Here is a 17,942-nt window from a genome sequence, read left to right as displayed (position 1 = left end):
GGAGTTGCTACTGGGTTGTGCGTTCTAGGCTTCCTTTTCAGCCTCCGCAATTTGCAACATGGTCTTCAGGACGGAATCAGGGTTGAGGCTAATGGAGTCAATCCCTTGCGCCACCAAGAATCGAGCGAACTCAGGATAGTCACTGGGGGCTTGACCACAGATGCCAATTTTGCGTCCCTTGGCCTTCGCGGTTTGAATGGCTTGCGCCACCATGCGTTTGACCGCCTCATTGCGTTCATCAAACAAGTGCGCCACCAAGGCCGAATCGCGATCCAAGCCAAGGGTGAGTTGAGTGAGGTCATTTGAGCCAATGGAGAAGCCATCAAAGACCTCAGCAAAGGCATCCGCCAACACCACGTTACTGGGGAGTTCACACATCACATAGACTTGCAGACCATTTTCCCCCTGCTTCAGCCCCTGTTTAGCCATCTCTGCCAGCACCCGCCGCCCTTCATCTGGGGTGCGACAGAAGGGAATCATCAGGATGACGTTCGTCAGACCCATTTCATCGCGGACTTTCTTCATGGCGCGGCATTCCAGGGCAAAGCCTTCGGCATAGTTGGGGTCGTAGTAACGGGAAGCTCCCCGCCAACCAATCATCGGGTTTTCTTCATGGGGTTCAAACTGGCGACCACCCAAGAGGTTGGCATACTCATTACTCTTGAAGTCGGACATGCGCACCACGACGGGCTTGGGATAAAAGGCGGCGGCGATCGCCCCAATGCCCTGGGCTAACTTATCAACGAAGTATTCCGCCTTATCGCTGTAGTTTTGGGTTAGCTCAGCAATTTGCCGCTTTGCTGCCTCATCCTTCAGTTCATCGTAGTGCAGCAGCGCCAAAGGATGAGCCTGAATGTGGTTGGCAATGATAAACTCCATGCGTGCCAGGCCAACGCCATCATTGGGAATCGCCGCCAAACTAAAGGCCTCCTCAGGGTTGCCCACGTTCATCAGGATTTGGGTGCGGGTACGCGGCAGATTTTCGAGAGCCACTTCCTGCACGTGGAAGGGCAGCAGTCCCTGATAGACATGCCCCTCTTCCCCTTCTGCACAGGAGACCGTCACTGCTGCACCATTGGGGATTGTTTCTGTGGCATCACCACAACCAACAATGGCAGGAATCCCCAGCTCGCGGGCAATGATTGCCGCATGGCAAGTGCGTCCCCCCTGATCAGTGACAATGGCACTGGCTTTTTTCATAATTGGCTCCCAGTCGGGATCTGTGCGGTGGGTCACCAGCACTTCCCCCGCCTGGAACTGATCGATATTCCTGACGTTCAAAATGACACGGGCCCGGCCTTGGCCAATCATTTCACCGATCGCCCGCCCTGTAGCGAGGAGCGTCCCTTTTTCTTCGAGATGATAGGTGCGCAGGATATTCCTGGCTTTTTGGGATTGGACGGTTTCGGGGCGGGCTTGGACAATAAAGAGTTCACCCGTAATGCCATCTTTTGCCCACTCAATGTCCATGGGTGTATAAGTACCCCGCAGGGCAGAGTAGTGCTCCTCAATGAGGCAGGCCCAGCGACCTAGGGTGAGGATTTCCTCATCGGTCAGGGCAAATTGTTTCCGCAGCGTCTCAGGTACCGGTTCATTGCGGGTCAGCTTCGTTCCACCGAGGTCATAGACCATGCGAATTTCTTTGGTGCCGAGGGCTTTTTTCAAGATGGGTTTATAGCCCGCCTTCAAAGTTGGCTTGAAAACTAAGTATTCATCGGGGTTGACGGCACCTTGAACAACATTTTCACCCAGGCCATAGGCGGCAGTAATGAGAGCCGTGTCCTTAAAGCCCGTTTCTGTATCAATCGAGAACATCACGCCAGAGCAGGCCAAGTCGGAGCGCACCATTTTTTGCACTCCCACTGACAACGCCACATTGAAGTGGTCAAAGCCCTTGATCTGGCGGTAGGAGATTGCCCGATCCGTAAAGAGCGACGCAAAGCAGCGATGACAGGCATCGAGAACCCCCTTGAGGCCATGGACATTGAGGTAGGTTTCCTGCTGACCTGCAAAGCTAGCATCGGGCAAATCTTCAGCGGTAGCACTGGAGCGAACCGCCACATCCGTATTCGGACCATAGCGATCGCACATTTTTTGGTAGGCGGCAGCAATCGCATCCGTCAATTCTGGGGGAAACGGAGTATGCAAAATCAGTGAGCGAATCGCCTGACCCACGCGGTGGAGTTCTGTGACATCTTCGACATCCAGGCCTTCAAGGAGCCGCCGCAGTTGTGTCTCAAGATTCCCCGCTTGAATAAAGTAACGATAGGCATAGGCGGTTGTGGCAAAACCATCGGGGACATTAATACCTTTGGGAGTGAGTTGTTGGAGCATTTCCCCCAAGGAAGAGTTTTTGCCCCCCACCAGTGGTAGGTCTTTGCAGCTCAAGGAGTTCAGTTCTAAAACAAATGCTGTTTCCCGATTTGTTATTTCACGGGTTGGTCTAGGAATGGATTGAGTCATTGTTATGCTCCTAAACATTCAGTTTTATTGACTTTGCCGTTTGCTGTCCCTGTGGGGATGCAACAGCAGTGTTTGAGCCATGAACATCTTGCGGTTTTTGGCTCCCTTTGTTATCACGAATCTGTCAGTTACCTAGCGGCACGCAATTCCCAAGTCTTAATCAGCCGTTGGCAAAGAGAGGCTGCTCAGACACTGAGTAAAGTACGCACTACATGGCTAACAGCGACTTGGTAGAGAACATTTGCAGAGGTTGCCATCTGCACGGTAGCTAAATCACTCTTGCCCTATACCTCTATTCTGAAACAGAAAAATTGGCTTTGTCTGTGGCTTAACAATCCCTTAAATTCGTCAGGAGTCCAAATCGCGATGGCTAAAGGGCTTGGCATTGGCACCGCTATAGGTTGCCACAATGTGGCCATTCCCCACTAGTTGATATTTGTAGGTCACTAATCCCTCTAGCCCCACAGGTCCTCGCGGCGGTAATTTGTGGGTACTGATACCGACTTCGGCACCAAAGCCGTAGCGGAAGCCATCGGCAAAGCGGGTGGAACAATTGTGAAAGACACCAGCAGCATCCACTTCTTGGAGAAAACGAGCGGCGGTGGCGGCATCCTCAGTCACAATGGCTTCCGTGTGACCGGAGCCGTAGGTGGCAATGTGATCCAGGGCGGCATCGAGATCGGGCACGACTTTGATGGCGAGGATCAAATCGCAGTATTCTGTGGCCCAGTCGGCTTCAGTGGCAGGGGTCATGGGTACGAGGTCGCAGGCGATCGCATCTCCCCGGAGCTCAACGCCTGCCTCTTGCAAGGCAGCGGCCACTTTGGGTAAAAACGCCTCGGCAATGTCGCAGTGAACAAGGAGGGTCTCAATAGCGTTACAGGCGGCAGGATACTGGGTTTTGGCGTCGAGGGTAATGGCGATCGCCTTCTCAAGATCCGCTGCCCGATCCACATAGAGATGACAAAGACCATCGGCGTGACCCAGCACCGGAATCCGCGTGTTGTTCTGGATATAACGCACAAATTCATTGGAACCTCGCGGAATGATTAGATCAACCCACTGATCCAGTTGCAGTAGTTCGCTGATCTCCGATCGCTGGGTGAGGAGGGCGATCGCCCCCGCGGGCACTGCCGACTTCTCTAGCCCCCTATGAATAATCTGCATAATCGTTTGGCAAGAGCGACTGGCCTCCTGTCCTCCTTTGAGAATGGCGCCATTCCCCGATTTAATCGCCAAGGAAGCGATCTGCACTACTGCATCAGGACGCGCCTCAAAAATCACCCCTAGCACCCCAAGGGGACAGGTGACGCGACTGAGAATTAGCCCCCTATCCAATTCTCGATAGAGTTGACGCTGGCCAAGGGGATCCGGGAGGGCAGCAACTTGACGTACGCTCGCGATCGCCGCCGCTAGTTTACTGGGACTCAGTTCCAAGCGAGCATAGAGAGAAGAATTGAGCTGATTGGCCTTGGCCTGCTCACAATCGGCAGCATTGGCCGCCAGAATCTCCTCCCGCGCCTCCTCAAGGGCACAGGCCACCTGTTCTAGGGCCCCATTGCGGGCAGCGGCATCCAGCGTGGCCAACCGGCGCGCCTGCTCATGAACTTCTTTGACCCGTTGCAGGAGCGGAGAATCGGTCATAGGGGTTGTCAATTCCAAAGACACATCAAAAAACACATCAGCAGAGATACTTAAGGGCGATCGTACGCCAAATTGTCCCGCACTTGTGGTAGGTTAACGGCAATTGCGTTGCCCTAGAATTGGCCAAAAAACAGGTTTAGGAGGATCATGCGAATTCTATTTGTTGCTGCTGAGGCGGCACCACTGGCGAAAGTGGGGGGCATGGGGGATGTGGTTGGCGCTCTGCCCAAGGTGTTACGCCGCATGGGACATGATGTGCGCATTTTTATGCCCTACTATGGCTTCTTGCCCGATAAGGTAGAAATTCCCAAGGAGCCCATCTGGATTGGCCATGCCATGTTCCAGACGTTCCATGTCTATGAAACCGTGTTGCCGGGGTCGGAGGTGCCCCTTTACCTTTTTGGCCATCCCTGCTTTAATCCCCGCCGCATCTACTATGGGGAAGATGAGGACTGGCGGTTCACCTTCTTTGCCAATGGGGCAGCAGAATTTGCTTGGAACTACTGGAAGCCCCAGATTATCCATTGCCACGATTGGCACACGGGCATGATCCCCGTCTGGATGCATCAGGATCCCGACATTACCACGGTGTTTACAATCCATAACTTGGCCTATCAAGGACCTTGGCGGTGGCGGCTAGAGCAAATTACTTGGTGTCCGTGGTACATGCAGGGGCACAATACAATGGCAGCAGCAGTGCAGTATGCCGATCGTGTCAATACCGTTTCGCCCACCTACGCCGAGCAAATTAAAACCCCCGAATATGGCGAAAAATTGGAGGGGTTGCTATCGTTTATTAGCGGCAAGCTCTCTGGCATTCTCAATGGTATTGATACTGAGCTTTTTGACCCCAGTACCGATCGCGCCCTTGCCCAAAACTACACCGCAGACACCCTAGAGCGGCGTAAGGCTAACAAAATTGCCCTCCAGGAGGAACTGGGACTAGAGGTGAACTCCGGTGCTTTTTTGGTGGGGATGGTCAGCCGCCTAGTGGAGCAAAAGGGGCTGGATCTATTGATTCAAATTTTAGATCGCTTTCTTGCCTATACCGATAGCCAGTTTGTCCTTTTAGGGACGGGCGATCGCTACTACGAAACCCAGATGTGGCAAATTGCCTCCCGGTTTCCGGGGCGCTGTAGTGTGCAGTTGCTCTACAGTGATGTCCTGTCGCGGCGCATCTATGGCGGTGCCGACGCCTTCATTATGCCGAGTCGCTTTGAACCCTGTGGCATTTCCCAGATGATTGCGTTGCGCTATGGCTGCGTGCCGATTGTTCGCCGCACCGGTGGCCTTGTGGATACCGTTTCCCACCACAACCCTGAGCAGCAAACCGGAACGGGCTACTGCTTTGACCGCTATGAGCCCCTTGACTTTTACACCTGTCTAGTGCGGGCATGGGAAGGGTATCGCTACAAACGGGAGTGGCACGCCCTCCAGCAGCGGGGTATGCGCGAGGACTTTAGCTGGAGAAAATCGGCACTCGCCTACAATGCTCTCTATAATTCCATTTATGGATTGCCCCCGGAGACCATGCCCAATCCTAGTCCAACGCTGGTACCGGCAATGACCTAGTCATTGATATCGTGGCCATATCGTGGCTATGTAATGTGTGGTTATTATTGCCTACGAATACATTGACCCCCTCTGGCAGCCCCTACCCGATCCCCAAGTGTGGGGACAGGAGATTGACCACTGGGTACTGGATGTGGAGGCCGCCCGGCCGCAGTTGCGGTACTGGTTGCAGCGGCTAGTGCCTGGGTATTGGCTCTTGCAGCAATTAAGTGCCCTTGGCCAAACGGTGATGGAAGTGAGCGATCGCCTGCGGCAACTGGAGACAGCAGGGATGACCGTGATTGCCCTCGCTGAAGGCTACGTGAGCGATCGCCCCCCCGCTGGAGATCAATTCTTGTCCCTCTGGGATCAGGTTAAGCAGCAACTCCACCAGCAAACCCGCTGCCACAACCACGCTCGTAATCGTCTCAAGCACCGTCCCCCGCCGGGTCGTGCCCCCTATGGCTATCGCCGAGGCAAAGAGCACTATGTGATTGATCGAGCGGCAGCTGGTGTCGTCAAGGATTTTGTTGAGCATTTTCTCCTCTATGGCTCCCTCAGTGCGGCGGTGCGCTTTATTGCCCACACTCACCACAAGCGGATTAGCGTAGCCACAGGTCGGCGCTGGCTGACCCACCCCGTCTATCGCGGCCACCTTTACTACCAAGGAAAAACCGTGATTCCCCAGACCCATGCCCCCCTGATTGGGCCCGATGAAGCGGCTCAGGTGGATCGGCTGTTGCGGCGCCAACGCTCTCTACCCCGTCGCAGTGCCAGTGCTCCCCATCCTCTGGCGGGATTGGTGATTTGCCGCGAATGTCAGCAACGCTTTGGCCGGACTCAGGTGCAGCCCTATCGCCAACCCAGCCAATATGCCTATTTGCGTCCCCTCCACTGTCCGCTTTCCCCGAAGTGTCGCAGCATTCCCTACAACGCTGCCCTGGCTGCTGTGATTGATCAAATTGCCGAACGCCTGCCGCCGGCGATCGCTGAACTTTGCCTACCATCGTCACCCCTCACCACCGAAATTGCAGTCATTGACAGGCAGCTGCAACAACTCACGGAACTAGAAGGCCAAGGTCTCTTGGATGCGGAAACGGCTCAACTGCGCCGTTATAAACTGGCTGGGGAGCGGGCACGCATTGAGGCACAGCAGGCACAACTGCCCCCTAGCAATCTCTTGCAACTGGCGGTGACCCTGGGTCAGCCTCAATTTTGGTACCAACTCTCAGCCGCAGAGCAACGCTTTTATCTACGGGAGTTTTTACAGGCCATACAGGTCAGCAGCCGCCCCCCACAGCCTTGGTCTGTCCATTTACAATTTATTTGGGAACCCACTATTGGCAGTGGGCCTTAACCACTTCCAGTGCCCCCCTTAGCTGGAGAGCTGAAAGGGGAAGGGTATATAGATTAGTTTATAGATATAGATAAATAAAAAACACCAATAAGAAATTGCAGGTGTAAGAAGTTATGACGATTGAACTCAGCGATCGCCAAAAGCAAATTCTGGGCGCTACGATTAACCATTACATTGCTACGGCAGAACCCGTCGGCTCAAAGGCGATCGCCACCGAATATAACCTGAACGTCAGCCCAGCCACCGTGCGCAATACGATGCTACTCCTCGAGAAAAGCGGCCTGCTTTACCAGCCCCACACCTCCGCCGGGCGGGTGCCCTCCGATTCTGGCTATCGCGTTTATGTGGATGAACTGATCCAGCCTATTCCCGATATAGCTCGCAAAGCCGAGAGTCTCTTGAGTGAGCGGTTTATTTGGGGACAACAACGTCTTGAGGTGATCTTGCGGCAAGCAGCGCAGTTGCTTTCGGATCTCAGTGGCTACATTACGCTAATCACGCTGCCCAATTCTTTGGAGCGACAAATTCGGGTGATTCAACTGGTCGCTTTGGATGCGCAGCAGGTGATGGTAATTCTTGTTCTGGATACCTACGAAACCCAATCAGCGCTCATTCAACTGGGCCAGGAGGAAGAAGATCCCGAACTACGGGAGCGCACCCTACAGGTACTGACCAACTTCCTCAATCATCAGTTGCAGGGGCGATCGCTGGTGGAATTCAGTGCCATTGACTGGCAAAAACTGGATTTGGAGTTTCAGGCCTACAGCCAGCAGCTTCAGACCCTACTGCGGCAGTTGAGCGATCGCTGCAGCCACCAGAGGACCTCCTTTGTCATCAGTGGTCTTGCAGATGTCCTCCAGCAGCCAGAATTTTCCCAAGTGGAGCAGGTACAAATGCTACTGCATCTTCTCGAAGACCAACAGGATCAACTGGCTCCCCTGATCAGTAGCAATAGCCAAGCTCCGTCCCAAGTGCAAATCCGCATTGGCAGTGAAAATACCCTAGCGCCGATGCAGTCCTGTACCTTGGTCTATTCCTGCTACTGCTATGGGGACTCTCCCGTAGGCAGCGTTGGCATTCTAGGGCCGACGCGGATGCCCTATGCCCAGATTATTCCCTTAGTGGCCACAGCGGCAGATTATTTAACAGAGCAAGTCAGTCGCTATAGGTGAGTGCTCCTCAGCTCCGCAAGGGGCTGAGCTTTTGGGGATGAGGTAGGCAGAGAGCCAGCCCAGTCTCAAAAAAACCGGTAGCCCTATACTGGTTAAAGCCAAATTCCTCAACCGAGGAGGAAAGCAGCCACCGCTGCCCTCCCATGCCCTAAAGAGGATGGGCATTCCCGAAAACACAAGGGCAAACCCTGTGCGGTCAACCATTGGCTGGATCGGGCACAATAAGTTATTGGCCTTTCCTAGGGACACTTGGAGAATATTGAAATGCCTACACCCGCCTTGCTGGTTCTCGCCGATGGTTCAGTCTTTCGTGGTTTTTCCTTTGGGGCACCGGGGACAGCTATTGGAGAGGTGGTCTTTAATACCGGCATGACGGGTTATCAAGAGGTGCTCACCGACCCTAGTTATTATGGTCAAATCGTGACATTCACCTACCCCGAGTTGGGCAATACAGGAACCACCCCCGAAGACGATGAATCCGATCGCCCCCAAGTGCGGGGTGCTATTGCTCGCAATATCTGTGATATTCCCAGTAACTGGCGATCGCAACAATCGTTACCTGATTACCTCAAAGCCCATCGAATTCCCGCAATTTATGGGATTGACACCCGCGCCCTCACCCGCAAAATTCGTACCGTGGGTGCCATGAATGGCGGCATCTCCACAGAAATCCTTGACCCCGTTGAACTGCTGCAAAAAGTCCTTGCCGCTCCCAGTATGCAGGGACAAAATCTAGCCAAAGTCGTGACCACCCGCACCCCCTATGAATGGACAGAGCCAACGCCCCCCGCTTGGGAATTTCGTCCCCAAACTGCTCCCGAGGAACCACCCTTGACAGTTGTGGCCATTGATTTTGGCGTGAAGCGCAACATTCTCCGTCGCTTGGCCAGCTATGGCTGCCGTGTGATTGTCGTGCCGGCGGATACGCCAGCGGAAACGATTCTCAGCTATGACCCCGATGGCATTTTCCTCTCTAATGGCCCGGGTGACCCTGCGGCGGTTCAGGAAGGCATTGAAACCGCGCGCAAATTACTAGGGGCGCAGCGTCCCATGTTTGGCATTTGTCTGGGGCATCAGTTGTTGGGACTCTCCTTGGGGGCAGAAACCTTCAAGCTGAAGTTCGGTCACCGGGGGGTGAACCAGCCCGCTGGGCTGACCCAGGAAGTGGAAATTACCAGCCAAAACCACGGCTTTGCTATCACCGAAGAATCCCTTGCCCAAACTCCCGTAGAGATTACTCACTTTAACCTCAATGACAAAACCGTTGCGGGTTTGAAGCACCAAACATTGCCAATTTTCTCAGTGCAGTACCACCCGGAAGCCAGCCCCGGCCCCCACGATGCCGATTATCTCTTTGGCGAGTTTGTAGCGCAAATGCGTGCCTATCGTCAACAACATCCCCGCAGCCAATGAAAGGGCAATCCCTCACCCCCTACCTCTTTCTTGCCCCTGCCTTAGGGTTGCTAACACTGACGGTCTTTTGGCCAGCCCTACAGGCCTTTTTCCTCAGTTTCACCCGCTATGAAACCGATCTCCTGAGCCCCCCCGTGTGGGTAGGGTGGGCCAATTTTGCCCAGTTGTGGGGCGATGGCGTCTTCTGGAAAACCTTGGGCAATACTTTCCTCTATTTAGTGGTGGTGGTGCCAATTCTGGCGATCGCGCCTCTGCTGCTGGCGATTCTTGTCAACCAACCCCTGCGGGGCATCCACTGGTTTCGTGCTGCCTACTACAGCCCCGTGATTATCTCAATGGTGGTGGCGGGGATTGCTTGGCGCTGGCTCTATGCCCCCAATGGCCTCTTAAATCAACTAGTACAGGGTCTGCATCTGCGGGACACTCCCATTCCTTGGCTGACGAGTCCCCGACTCGCCCTCTTTAGTGTCATGGCCGTTACCATCTGGAAAGGCTTGGGCTACTACATGGTGATCTATCTGGCGGGCCTTCAGGGGATTAGCGGTGAACTGTACGAAGCGGCAGCGATCGATGGCAGTGACGGCTGGCAACAGCATTGGGATATTACATTGCCACTGATGCGCCCCTATCTTCTTTTGGTAAGCATTATCTCAGCAATTTCTGCCACCAAGGTCTTTGAAGAAGTCTATGTCATGACCCAAGGGGGTCCCCTCAATAGCTCCAAGACCATTGTTTATTACATCTACGAGAATGCCTTTCAGCGCTTAGAGATAAACTACGCCTGTACGATGGGACTGATTTTATTCCTGTTTATCCTGTCTTTGTCCCTCTTAAATCTCAAGCTTGGCCGACAAGTGGAAATGCCCCTTAACTAACCACCTGCATGCGTTGAATCAACCATTGATTGCCGCGACGGATAAAGGTATAAATGACCCGGTAGGGATTGCTATAGGAAATATCATTGCGCAGGGTTCCCTGTTCATAGAAACGGGCATCCTCATTGACTTCCGCCAACACATCGACACGATCGCTCCTTTGGAGACGGACTTCCTTCACCTCTAAGTTCTTTAGGGTATAAACCCAATGGCTGCCCTCGGACTGTAGGCCCCGTGCCCGCGATCGCCAGCGGCTCAGTTCTGGCTCCGTCAAAATCGTTGCTAGTTTGTCCATCTCAAATGCTGGCCCAAGGGCTTGGGCTTTCATTCGCTGCCAGGTGTGGAGGCGATCGCGCGCCATCTCTGGCGTTAAAGTGATCCCTAAGGTCGTCGGTTGTGGCGTCGGGGTCGGCGTTGCCACAGGAGTCGGTGTCACTGGCGAGATCGGGGCTTCAGCCGTTTTGGCTGGCCAATAGACTTTTGCCAACGCTCCTAAACCAACAAGAACAACTCCTGCACCCATCCAAAACCCAGTCTGACGTTTTTGGGAGCAACTGTTTCCAGGGCGGCGCCGTTTGCGAGTGGATGGTTGGGGCGTGGCTGTCCCCGTTGCAGTTGAAGAAGTGGTCGAAGCCAATGCCGAAAAGCCCTGACCTAGCCGAGTCTGATCCTGCAAAGGTAACGTTTCCGCTGTGAAGGAGACGGGAGGGGGCACAGCCACCGTTGGTCTCATCACTTCAGGGAGCGCAGAGGCAGTGGTCGCAGGGGGTTCAGAGGCAATAGAGTCGTCACTGAGAGCCTCTAGGTAGGTTTGGACATTGGGATCAGCAAAGTAAGCATCCAAGGCCACGGGTGTTTCCCCCAAGTCCCGAAATGCAGGATAAATTTCTTCTCTGAGCCATTGTGTGGTGTAGTAATAGAGCCCCGGCAGTAGATCGCCAGCCTCACCGGCATGACGGCGGATAAAGTCCAGAGTCGGTTGATCTTGGCTGTTGTCAAGAGCTGCCAATGCCTCGGTGGGCTGTCCCAAAAGCAGCAAGCAACTGGCGAGTTCAAGATAGACATCTTGATTGGGGAGCAGCTGCTCCAATAAATCCCTGGCCCGACGAATATAGCTCGGCTGAAGTTCATGCACGCCCCGTGCCACCAAGGCATGTACCGCAAGGTAGGTCGCCACCGCTGAGGGACGCCGCGATTCCCGTTCAAAGAGTTCCTGTTGCTCTGCCACGGTAAGATGGCTGCGCAGTTGCAAAATAAATTTCAGAAAATCCTCAACTGCAAGTCCCGAGTGATCATCACGGCGCCCCTCAACACCCCCGCGCTCACTCAGCATTTGCCGCAGCAACAAAATACCCCGCTGCCGATTCACACTATCGGCCAGAGGCAGTGCCAGTAACTCTAGAATAAGGTAAGGACGTAACCGATTCAGTTCCGTCTGAAACTGTTCCTGGAGTTCGGGAAACAAGTTTGACCGCTGCTGAAGTACCGCTAGACCGGCTTCTAGCTGAGAGGCGGCTGCTTGGTAGGACTGCCGCTGCCATTCCTCGCGTCCCAATTCCAGATAGGCCAAAGCCACAGTGAGGGTAATGTCGGCAACGGCGGCAGAAGAAGTGTAGGGGCGATTGAGATCAAGAACATCCTTTTTGAGAAATACTTCTCCCAACTTGACAACTTGGGCATAATTTCCCAGTTCATAGAGCAGTAGGAGTGCCCCCGAGAATTGCTCATCACTAATTTCAATGTAGGGAGCGGTGGCATCGGGATCCAACTGGACAATCAAATCCTCGGCATCAACCGCACGGCAGTGGCGATCGTAGGCATGGCGCTGCTCCGGTTCTCGCAAAACTGCATAGGCCTGCTCAATGAGTTCCCGACGGGTGGCAACTGTGGTGGGGGAGTGCTGCTGGGTAGGCAGTTGCAGCAGCCGATCCTGAAACGCTTGCTCAATTTGCTCCGGCGTTGCCTGAATTGGCACACCCAGCACTTGGTAATAGTCGAGAGGAATGCGCACCTGAACCCAAACCTCTATAGGATGAACTCGTCTATCAACGATGACAGCACATTCATGCACGCCCAATACCAACAGAGAACCTTTGCCGGCAGTTGCTCAACGTTTAGAAATGAAACGGCATAGTGCTAGTGTTCCCGAAAAATGGAGTGACAGGGATTCTAAAGTATCACAATTTCTGTCCCTCAGTGGGAGACTGAGGAGAGACGGGGGGCTTAACCGCGTACTTTTGCTGTAAAGCCAGAGGCCTTAAATTGCTCTAACTGCAAAGGCTCTGGTTGGTCGTAGGGCACACTAATGCGAATTTCAAACTCGCTGATGCCGGGTGGAATCACATCAATTGCACCGACCCGGGTGCGGTTTTGCAACACTGGATTACCATTGGCATCGTAGATACGGCCAAAGACATCGGCATCTACCACGGTTTTGCCGGATTTATTCTCTGCTTTACCAGTAATCAGGTAGCAGTTGGCCTTGAGGGTGGTACCCCCGGGTGTGACCGAACCCTCACCAATTTCTGGCGGACATTCGTGGTAATTCAGGTCAAAGAGCCGCACTGGAATAGCAGCGATCGCCGGCAGCGTGGCGATACTTGACCAACACAGGACACTCAGGAGCAGGCACACCACTCCTCGACGCAGATATCCCACAAACCGATTCGCACTCATGGTCATCGCTCAGCACCCAAATACGTCCCCATTATCCCACAGTGGTTAAAACCCATAGATCAACAGCGCCCAACAGCAGCGTAAAAACAGCCAAAATACCATACATCCAAGGTTGAGCGAGGGGCTTAATTACATCTGTGGGCAATCCCGTATGGGCTTCAATGGCACGCATCATTTGGGCAAAACCCGCCACTCGCATCGGCAGAAGATACCCTTGACCTGTGGCAGTCACCAGATAATAGACCCAGCCCCCTTGGCTGGTACTACGGGGCTGAAGCCCTTGAATATCTGACCAAATCAGTTGCCACTGCTGCCGCAGGAAGGGGGGAACCCAATGGGGATAGGTGAGGCGAATTCCCACAGCATCCAGTTCTACCCGTTGACTCAGCGCCCCCCAGAGGAACACACCCCCGAGGGCGATCGCCCCCCAAAGAAGCAGGGGCGAAATGGGAGCCGCCGTCTGTACCGCCAAAAACGGGAGGGGCAGCGTGAGTGCGCCGTAGAGGGCAAGGAGTGTTCCAGAAACCAGGGGCGAGGTTTTGAAGCGCAGGGGTTCAGTCATTGGTATTACCTCAAGGGTTCATCATCATTCAATCATCATTCATCAATAGAATAACCAAGTGGCAAAGGCATATTTAGTGCCCTGGATCACGGGCAAGGCGGCATGGGGATGGGTGTAGTAGGCGGGAAAGACAACAATATCTCCCGTCCGTGGGGTAACCTTTACCCCTTGGCGATCGAAATAGGTTTCTCCCCCCTCAAAGTCCTCATTGAGATAGCCCACCAGACTGACATCCCGCGTCGGGATACCTTGGGCCAGTTCCATTTGCCGACTGGCCAGCAATAGGTTGTCCACATGGCGGCGATAGCCCTCGCCCACCCGATAGCGCAGGATGGAGAAGTTTTCAATTTCAGGGAAGCGAATCCCATAGTGTTGGTAGAGGACGATTTGAATTGTTTGCGTGGCCTGGAGAAGAATCTGCCGCATCATCGCCTGTTGGGGGTCTTGGGGATCAAAGCGGAGCAAACTGCCGCCGCGCACGGAGCGATCGACCGTTCCCATGAGAATTTGCGCATCCTCAAACCCCACCTTCTCAGCTGTAGCAATCACCTGCTGACACTGGTGAACCGGAATCAAACGCTGGAAAAGGAGAATTTCACCCCCCAAGTCAAGAATTTGCAGTGGTGCGGTACTCATAGGGACTGATTGTTTCTATGATTCAGTCTAGGGAAGGCGCACTCGCAACGGCACTTTGCTCTGAACATTGCCACTGACAATCACCTCTTGGCGATCAAGCCACCCTTTTGCCCGCTGTCCCTGAACTTGAATGCGGGGATTGCTCTGGCGGTAAAAGACTCCCCCTTGGGCTTCAACTTCCTGCTGGGGAATCCGCCAAATCAGTTGAGCTGTGCGTAGTTGGGCATTGGGGCGCTGGATTTCCACCTGACCGCTAGCTTCTAGCCGCTCTTGGGGAATCCACCAATTGAGGCGTTGGGCACGCAGTTGCGACTGTTGAGGTTGGCTATTGATTTGGACCTTGTCAAAGATGGCGCGGTTTTCAGCAATCAGGAAGACACCGCGATTGGCCTGCCCTTCAATGCCTTGGCTGGGATAGCTGACCCGCAGGGGGCGATCGCTCACCAATTGCCGTTGGGGAATTAACCAGCGCACCGTTTCTCCCTCAACGCGCAGAGCAGGGTTGGGAAGCTGCACTCGGACATCCCCCTCAAGGGTGACCCGTTGATCGCTAATTGACCAGATTGCCCTTTGGGCTTGTAGCCGCTGCCCTCGGCGATCGCCCGCCCCACCGACGACTGTGACCCCCCCTTGACCGATGACCCCTGCCAACAGCCGATTGGGCTCCTGCTGCCACACTAGACTCTCCGTATTGAGCCGTAAATCCTTGACGTCCTTGGCGGCGGAGGTCACCTGAACGGCATTGAGGGCACGCAGTTCTTGGCGTCGGCTATCGGCTTCGAGGCGCTTAGCGGTCACTGTCACTTGGGGATAGCGGGCTTGCAGGTTTTTCTGGGCAATGAGTACGCCGCGATCGCCCTGCCAAACCAATTGATCGGCAATAATCGTCCCCTTTTGCTGGAGATCAGTGACCGTGGTGCGACCTTCAACCCAAAGTTGACCATGCCGCTGCCGCACATTGACCGCCTTGGCCTGCACCTTGTAAGTGGTTTTACCCTCTGCCTTTAATTCCCCCGTTAGATTTTGAATCTCCAATTGCTGGCGATTGTCATCGCGATAGCGCGCGCCCGCCGCCTGCAATACCCAGAGGAGTTGGCCTTTAGCGTTGGTTTGCCGCAGGGTCAGATTTTGCAGCTTGACATCACCCGTGATTTCTGGTTCTGGGGATGGCTCCTCCCCCACCCATTGATCCACCCAGCCACAGCCTGTCAAGGCGAGTACAAGGCAAAGGAGGAGGGGTCTAGGCAGAAGCATTGTTGTCTAAGTTCCCTAGGGTCTCGGGTGAGTCATTGTCAGCAGCTTTATCTTTCCTTTCGGCGGTATCTTGCTCCCAATGGGGGTTAACAATAGGGGATTGCGTCAGGTTACCAGTGATAGGACGGTAGGTGTAGGTTGATCGGGGCGCCTTTTGGATTTCTTCGCGAATGCTCTCAAGATCAATGTAGCGATCGGCAACGTTAATTAGGCTATCGCTAGTCATCGATCGCAGACTCACCACCTCGACCCTTGCCCCTCGGTAACTCACTGCATCCACGGCATAGGCCAAATCCCCATCACCGCTGACCAAGATGGCAGTATCATAGCAACCTACCAGTGCCATCATATCCACGGCAATTTCGACGTCAAGGTTCGCCTTTTTAGAGCCATCCGGCAGTTGGACGAGTTCCTTGGAGACGACACGATAGCCATTGCGGCGCATCCACAGCAGAAACCCCTGCTGTTTTTCATTGGTGGGGTCAACCCCCGTGTAGAAGAAGGAGCGAAAGAGACGGGAGCCTTGGGTCAAGTGGCAGAGGAGTTTTGAATAGTCAATTTCGATGCCCAGTTGCAGCGCTGCATAGAAGAGGTTGGAGCCATCAATAAAGATGGCAACGCGCCCACGGTTTTGTAACACCTGTTCTGGCGTGTAAATAACTGAAGACGAAGATGTAACCATGCAGAAATCATCTCAAAAAAAGTGTGTTATCGAAATATGAAGTCATACCTCTAGGGTATCGCGCGTCAGGGGGAATCGGCGACAGTTGCAGGCAGCAACAGTTTTTGGAAAATCGGCTCTGGATGGGCCAGAGGTTGTGACGCAGGTAAAACACCCCACTGGGCTTGGCGATCGCCCAAAAGGTCTGGGGCAACTGATCCATTAAATTTAATACTATAGCCCAACTGCCCATAGATGGCCTCACTCAGTTGGGGGATAATCGGGGCAAGCACATAGGCCACAAGGCGCACCGACTCCAATACACAGTACAGAACCTCCGCCACCGCTGCGGTTTCTCCTGCCCTATAGCGTTTCCACGGTGCCTCCTCATCAAGGAACTTATTCCCCGCCCGGGCCAGGGTCAGGGCCTGTTGGCAGACCTCATGGAAGGCTAATTGCCGATACCCTTGGCCATAGGTTTGGCTGAGGTGCTCTGCCAGTTGCCGCAGGGGATGCTCTCGCGGAATTGCTGCTCCTTGGACATTGGGCACCTTCCCATCGGTATATTTCCAAGCCATTTTTAGCGTGCGATTGAGCAAATTCCCCAGATCATTGGCCAGATCCGCATTGAGAATACTCACAAAGCGGATCTCACTAAAGTCACCATCGCGGCCAAACTCCACTTCTTTCATGAAGTAGTAGCGCACTGCATCGGCACCGTATTGCGCCACCAAGGCAAAGGGATCTAGGGTATTCCCCAAACTTTTACCCATTTTTTGACCATCCTTGGTCAGAAAGCCATGGACAAAAATTTGCTCTGGTAGTGGTAAGCCCGCCGACATCAACATTGCTGGCCAAGAGATCCCATGGAAGCGGAGAATATCCTTACCAATAATGTGCAGGTTAATTGGCCACCAGGTTTTGAGGGCATTGGCCAAGGTCGGCTCATCTTCTGGTTCCAAGAGGGCGGTGACATAGCCCAAGAGGGCATCAAACCAGACGTAGAGGGTTTGCTCCGGATCCGTGGGCACGGGAAACCCCCAAGCCAGATTCACCCGCGAAATGGAAAAGTCCTGCAGCCCTCGCTCAATAAAACTCAGCACCTCATTGCGACGGCTGGGGGGCTGGACAAAGTCAGGATGTTCAGCGTAGTGGTCTAGGAGCGCCTGCTGATATTTCGAGAGGCGGAAAAAATAGTTGCGCTCGTCTCGCCATTCCACCGTCCGATTCACATGGATCGGGCAGCGCCGACCCTCAAGCAGTTCGCGTTCTTCCTTGAATTCTTCACACTCGACACAGTACCAACCCTGCTGCTGACCTAGATAAATGTCGCCGTTGTCCCAAACCCGCTGAAAAAACTCCTTGACAATGGCATGGTGGCGAGGACTGGTGGTGCGGCTAAAGCGATCGTAGCGGATATTCAGTTGTTGCCAGAGGGCTTGGAAACCAGCGGCAATCTCATCGCAGTGGGCTTGGGGACTCAAACCCCGCTGTTGTGCTGTGCGCTCAATTTTCTGGCCATGCTCATCGGTACCGGTAATGAACCGCACCTGATAGCCCTGCAAACGATAAAAGCGAGCGAGAACATCGGCAGCAATAGTCGTGTAGGCACTGCCAATGTGGGGAAGAGCATTGACGTAGTACAGGGGGGTGGTCAGTGAAAAGTGCGGTAACAAGC

General features: G+C 54.0%; 14 protein-coding genes. 5 read left to right on the top strand and 9 right to left on the bottom strand.

Annotation, left to right across the window (positions count from 1 at the left end):
• Nucleotides 1-24 precede the first annotated feature (24 nt).
• Entirely contained in the window at nucleotides 25-2,463 is a 2,439-nt protein-coding gene (gene ppsA, locus NK55_RS10545) for a phosphoenolpyruvate synthase (protein ID WP_024125690.1), read from the bottom strand.
• 348 nt (nucleotides 2,464-2,811) lie between these two features.
• Complete coding sequence (locus NK55_RS10540; RefSeq protein WP_041429257.1) at nucleotides 2,812-4,107, bottom strand: glutamate-5-semialdehyde dehydrogenase; 1,296 nt, start codon at nucleotides 4,105-4,107, stop codon at nucleotides 2,812-2,814.
• Nucleotides 4,108-4,254: 147 nt separating this feature from the next.
• Here NK55_RS10540 and glgA point away from each other — a divergent pair, with 147 nt between their 5' ends.
• The 5 genes from glgA (at nucleotide 4,255) to NK55_RS10515 (ending at nucleotide 10,475) form a co-directional block, all read left to right on the top strand.
• Nucleotides 4,255-5,679 (top strand): glycogen synthase GlgA, encoded by a 1,425-nt coding sequence (gene glgA / locus NK55_RS10535; protein WP_024125688.1) that lies wholly within the window; start codon nucleotides 4,255-4,257, stop codon nucleotides 5,677-5,679.
• A gap of 37 nt (nucleotides 5,680-5,716) precedes the next feature.
• Complete coding sequence (locus NK55_RS10530; RefSeq protein WP_024125687.1) at nucleotides 5,717-7,015, top strand: recombinase family protein; 1,299 nt, start codon at nucleotides 5,717-5,719, stop codon at nucleotides 7,013-7,015.
• A gap of 113 nt (nucleotides 7,016-7,128) precedes the next feature.
• On the top strand, nucleotides 7,129-8,187 hold the full coding sequence (gene hrcA, locus NK55_RS10525; RefSeq protein ID WP_024125686.1) for a heat-inducible transcriptional repressor HrcA: 1,059 nt from the start codon (nucleotides 7,129-7,131) through the stop codon (nucleotides 8,185-8,187).
• 264 nt (nucleotides 8,188-8,451) lie between these two features.
• Nucleotides 8,452-9,600, top strand: a complete 1,149-nt coding sequence (gene carA / locus NK55_RS10520; RefSeq protein ID WP_024125685.1) for a glutamine-hydrolyzing carbamoyl-phosphate synthase small subunit — start codon at nucleotides 8,452-8,454, stop codon at nucleotides 9,598-9,600.
• The gene (locus NK55_RS10515) at nucleotides 9,597-10,475 is read left to right on the top strand and encodes a carbohydrate ABC transporter permease (RefSeq protein WP_024125684.1); all 879 of its coding nucleotides are present in this window, start codon (nucleotides 9,597-9,599) and stop codon (nucleotides 10,473-10,475) included. The genes carA and NK55_RS10515 overlap by 4 nt, the downstream gene beginning before the upstream one ends.
• Here the strand turns inward: NK55_RS10515 and NK55_RS10510 are convergent.
• The 7 genes from NK55_RS10510 to metG form a co-directional block, all read right to left on the bottom strand.
• Nucleotides 10,468-12,486 (bottom strand): IMS domain-containing protein, encoded by a 2,019-nt coding sequence (locus tag NK55_RS10510; protein ID WP_024125683.1) that lies wholly within the window; start codon nucleotides 12,484-12,486, stop codon nucleotides 10,468-10,470. The two genes, NK55_RS10515 and NK55_RS10510, sit on opposite strands and share 8 nt — an antisense overlap.
• 212 nt (nucleotides 12,487-12,698) lie before the next feature.
• The gene (locus NK55_RS10505) at nucleotides 12,699-13,157 is read right to left on the bottom strand and encodes a hypothetical protein (RefSeq protein ID WP_024125682.1); all 459 of its coding nucleotides are present in this window, start codon (nucleotides 13,155-13,157) and stop codon (nucleotides 12,699-12,701) included.
• Between the two features lie 25 nt (nucleotides 13,158-13,182).
• Nucleotides 13,183-13,713, bottom strand: coding sequence for a hypothetical protein (locus NK55_RS10500; protein ID WP_024125681.1), 531 nt, complete (start codon nucleotides 13,711-13,713; stop codon nucleotides 13,183-13,185).
• A gap of 42 nt (nucleotides 13,714-13,755) precedes the next feature.
• The gene (locus NK55_RS10495; protein WP_024125680.1) at nucleotides 13,756-14,349 is read right to left on the bottom strand and encodes a 2OG-Fe(II) oxygenase; all 594 of its coding nucleotides are present in this window, start codon (nucleotides 14,347-14,349) and stop codon (nucleotides 13,756-13,758) included.
• 27 nt (nucleotides 14,350-14,376) lie between these two features.
• A complete protein-coding gene (lptC, locus tag NK55_RS10490; protein WP_024125679.1) occupies nucleotides 14,377-15,603 on the bottom strand; it encodes an LPS export ABC transporter periplasmic protein LptC in 1,227 nt (408 codons plus the stop codon).
• Nucleotides 15,590-16,285, bottom strand: a complete 696-nt coding sequence (locus NK55_RS10485; RefSeq protein ID WP_081711789.1) for an NYN domain-containing protein — start codon at nucleotides 16,283-16,285, stop codon at nucleotides 15,590-15,592. Before NK55_RS10485 ends, lptC begins: the two co-directional genes overlap by 14 nt.
• A 65-nt stretch (nucleotides 16,286-16,350) precedes the next feature.
• Entirely contained in the window at nucleotides 16,351-17,940 is a 1,590-nt protein-coding gene (gene metG / locus NK55_RS10480) for a methionine--tRNA ligase (protein WP_024125677.1), read from the bottom strand.
• Nucleotides 17,941-17,942 lie beyond the last annotated feature (2 nt).

It is taken from the genome of Thermosynechococcus sp. NK55a (assembly GCF_000505665.1).
In the GTDB taxonomy this organism is placed as follows: Bacteria; Cyanobacteriota; Cyanobacteriia; order Thermosynechococcales; family Thermosynechococcaceae; genus Thermosynechococcus.
The sequence above is the reverse complement of the archived record's forward strand: the minus strand, read 5'-3'. Positions and strand labels throughout refer to the sequence as shown.

Bases quoted from the DNA above. Each gene is read 5' to 3' on its own strand.
- ppsA (WP_024125690.1), bottom strand. From the start codon at position 2,463: ATGACTCAATCCATTCCTAGACCAACCCGTGAAATAACAAATCGGGAA.
- NK55_RS10540 (WP_041429257.1), bottom strand. From the start codon at position 4,107: ATGACCGATTCTCCGCTCCTGCAACGGGTCAAAGAAGTTCATGAGCAG.
- glgA (WP_024125688.1), top strand. From the start codon at position 4,255: ATGCGAATTCTATTTGTTGCTGCTGAGGCGGCACCACTGGCGAAAGTG.
- hrcA (WP_024125686.1), top strand. From the start codon at position 7,129: ATGACGATTGAACTCAGCGATCGCCAAAAGCAAATTCTGGGCGCTACG.
- carA (WP_024125685.1), top strand. From the start codon at position 8,452: ATGCCTACACCCGCCTTGCTGGTTCTCGCCGATGGTTCAGTCTTTCGT.
- NK55_RS10515 (WP_024125684.1), top strand. From the start codon at position 9,597: ATGAAAGGGCAATCCCTCACCCCCTACCTCTTTCTTGCCCCTGCCTTA.
- NK55_RS10505 (WP_024125682.1), bottom strand. From the start codon at position 13,157: ATGACCATGAGTGCGAATCGGTTTGTGGGATATCTGCGTCGAGGAGTG.
- NK55_RS10500 (WP_024125681.1), bottom strand. From the start codon at position 13,713: ATGACTGAACCCCTGCGCTTCAAAACCTCGCCCCTGGTTTCTGGAACA.
- NK55_RS10495 (WP_024125680.1), bottom strand. From the start codon at position 14,349: ATGAGTACCGCACCACTGCAAATTCTTGACTTGGGGGGTGAAATTCTC.
- lptC (WP_024125679.1), bottom strand. From the start codon at position 15,603: ATGCTTCTGCCTAGACCCCTCCTCCTTTGCCTTGTACTCGCCTTGACA.
- NK55_RS10485 (WP_081711789.1), bottom strand. From the start codon at position 16,285: ATGGTTACATCTTCGTCTTCAGTTATTTACACGCCAGAACAGGTGTTA.